Source organism: Campylobacter sp. BCW_4321 (genome assembly GCF_001763075.1).
Lineage (GTDB): Bacteria > Campylobacterota > Campylobacteria > Campylobacterales > Campylobacteraceae > Campylobacter_D > Campylobacter_D jejuni.
In genome coordinates this window covers 1-1,788 of the sequence record NZ_MJYA01000027.1, presented here as the reverse complement: position 1 = coordinate 1,788, position 1,788 = coordinate 1, and the positions used below count along the sequence as shown (strand labels likewise).

General features: G+C 23.0%; 1 protein-coding gene. It reads left to right on the top strand.

Going from position 1 to position 1,788, the window contains the following annotated elements; translation table 11 throughout:
- Positions 1 to 1,670: DUF2972 domain-containing protein (locus AJN58_RS04845; protein WP_070292045.1), on the top strand; the 1,670-nt coding region annotated here is incomplete at its 5' end.
- Between the last annotated feature and the right edge of the window lie 118 nt (positions 1,671 to 1,788).

The following is a 1,788-nucleotide window of genomic DNA, read 5'->3' as shown; positions in this document are numbered from 1 at the left end:
GGGGGGGGTACATAACATTATTTAAAAAACTTTATAAAATTAAAAAACAACACAAAAAAGAACAAAAAATTTATCAACAAAGCATACAAGTTTTTCCTCAACTCAAATATCCAAGTTTAGAAACATGCAGTGATTATGAGCAAGCTTTAAGATATAAATTTCATTTATCCTATATGCTAGGTGAAGTTTTAATCAAGGCTGATAAAACCTGGTATAAAGGAAGTGGATTTAAACTAAAAAATGATATTGAAAAAGCTAAAAAAGAATTCCAAATTTTTAGAGAAATTTTTAAAGAATTCGATCAGATTAGCTCTAGCATCCTTGAAGGATTGATAGATAATAAACAATTATTTTTAAAAAAATTTCTAAGAATAAAAAATATATTAAAAATTCATCAAGACTATAAAACAATATTAGATAATATCTTTCACAATTTTAATTATTTTATACAAAATTTTGATCTTATAGAAGAATGGTTGTTATCAGATGATTTTAATGAAAGATATAAAAAAGGAAATCATCCTTACCCTTCTTTACTTGATCCTAAGAAACTAAATGATGAAAATGAAAAAATCAATTATCATAACATACCTGCTGAACTTGCATGGGATATGAATTTACCCTTACCTGATGGGTATAAGTTTGTGTATTTAGGATTTGGATTATCAGGACATTCGGCCTTGAATTTGTTTTTAAAAAAAACTTTAAATGTAGTTTCATACTCAAATTCTATAGAACATATCTATTCTTTTTTTAAGAGCGATGCTTGTTTTTTTATTTTTATTCATAACATGAACGATATAGAAAAAGTCAAAAAATTTTTATATAGAATTTATAGTCAACCTGTATTATTTTTAACTAGAGATCCTATAGAAAGATTAAAGAATGGTGTAAATCATGGCTGGTATGCTCACCCTCACCAAAACATCTTTGATACATATATTATTAAAGAATGCAAAATTGATGTTATTTTAGATCGAGTAAGGTATACAAATATTAAAGATTATAAGGTTTTATTTAATAATTTACAATTTTGGATAAATTCTGCTAGTTTTAACTATACAACAATAAGAAATTGTATAGATACACAGATATTTTATTTAGATATGAAAGATATTATGCCTAATAAAGCCTTTAACACAATAAAAAAATTATCCAAAATATTAAATTTTAATCCACCTAAAGAGGAAAATAAAGATTTTTACGAAGAGATAAAAAGTTCTCATTTTCGATATATTTTGCCTATTATATTAATCTACAATGATATTAAATTTTACGTAACTTTGAAAAACGAAAAAGAAAATAATTATATAGATGTAGAAAAATACTTTAATTTTAGTAATGAAATAAAAAAATATATTTGCTTCTCTGTTAGCCCATTAGATGAAGTTAAATTATTAAATTTTATAAATGATAAATACCTAAACGACTTTTTTAATAATTTTTTAAGTATTTTAAATAAAAAATTTATATATATAAAAAAATCCAAAATAACAACCAATGGAATTTTATGGTGCCTTAAAAAAAATAGTGAATTAAAAAAAATATTAAAGAAAATTCTAGATGAAGAACTAATCCACATCAAACAACATCGTCCAGATATAGTAGCTTCTTGGAAGTATTATCAAGAATTTGAAAAAATGTGCAAAGAATTAGATGAAATTAATTAATTCATATTGCATTATTTAATTAATAATATATTATAATTATTTTATTTATTATCTCTAAAGGAAAACCCCATGCATAACCCAAATTCAGCTATAGAAAGAGTAAAAAATCATCTCGCTT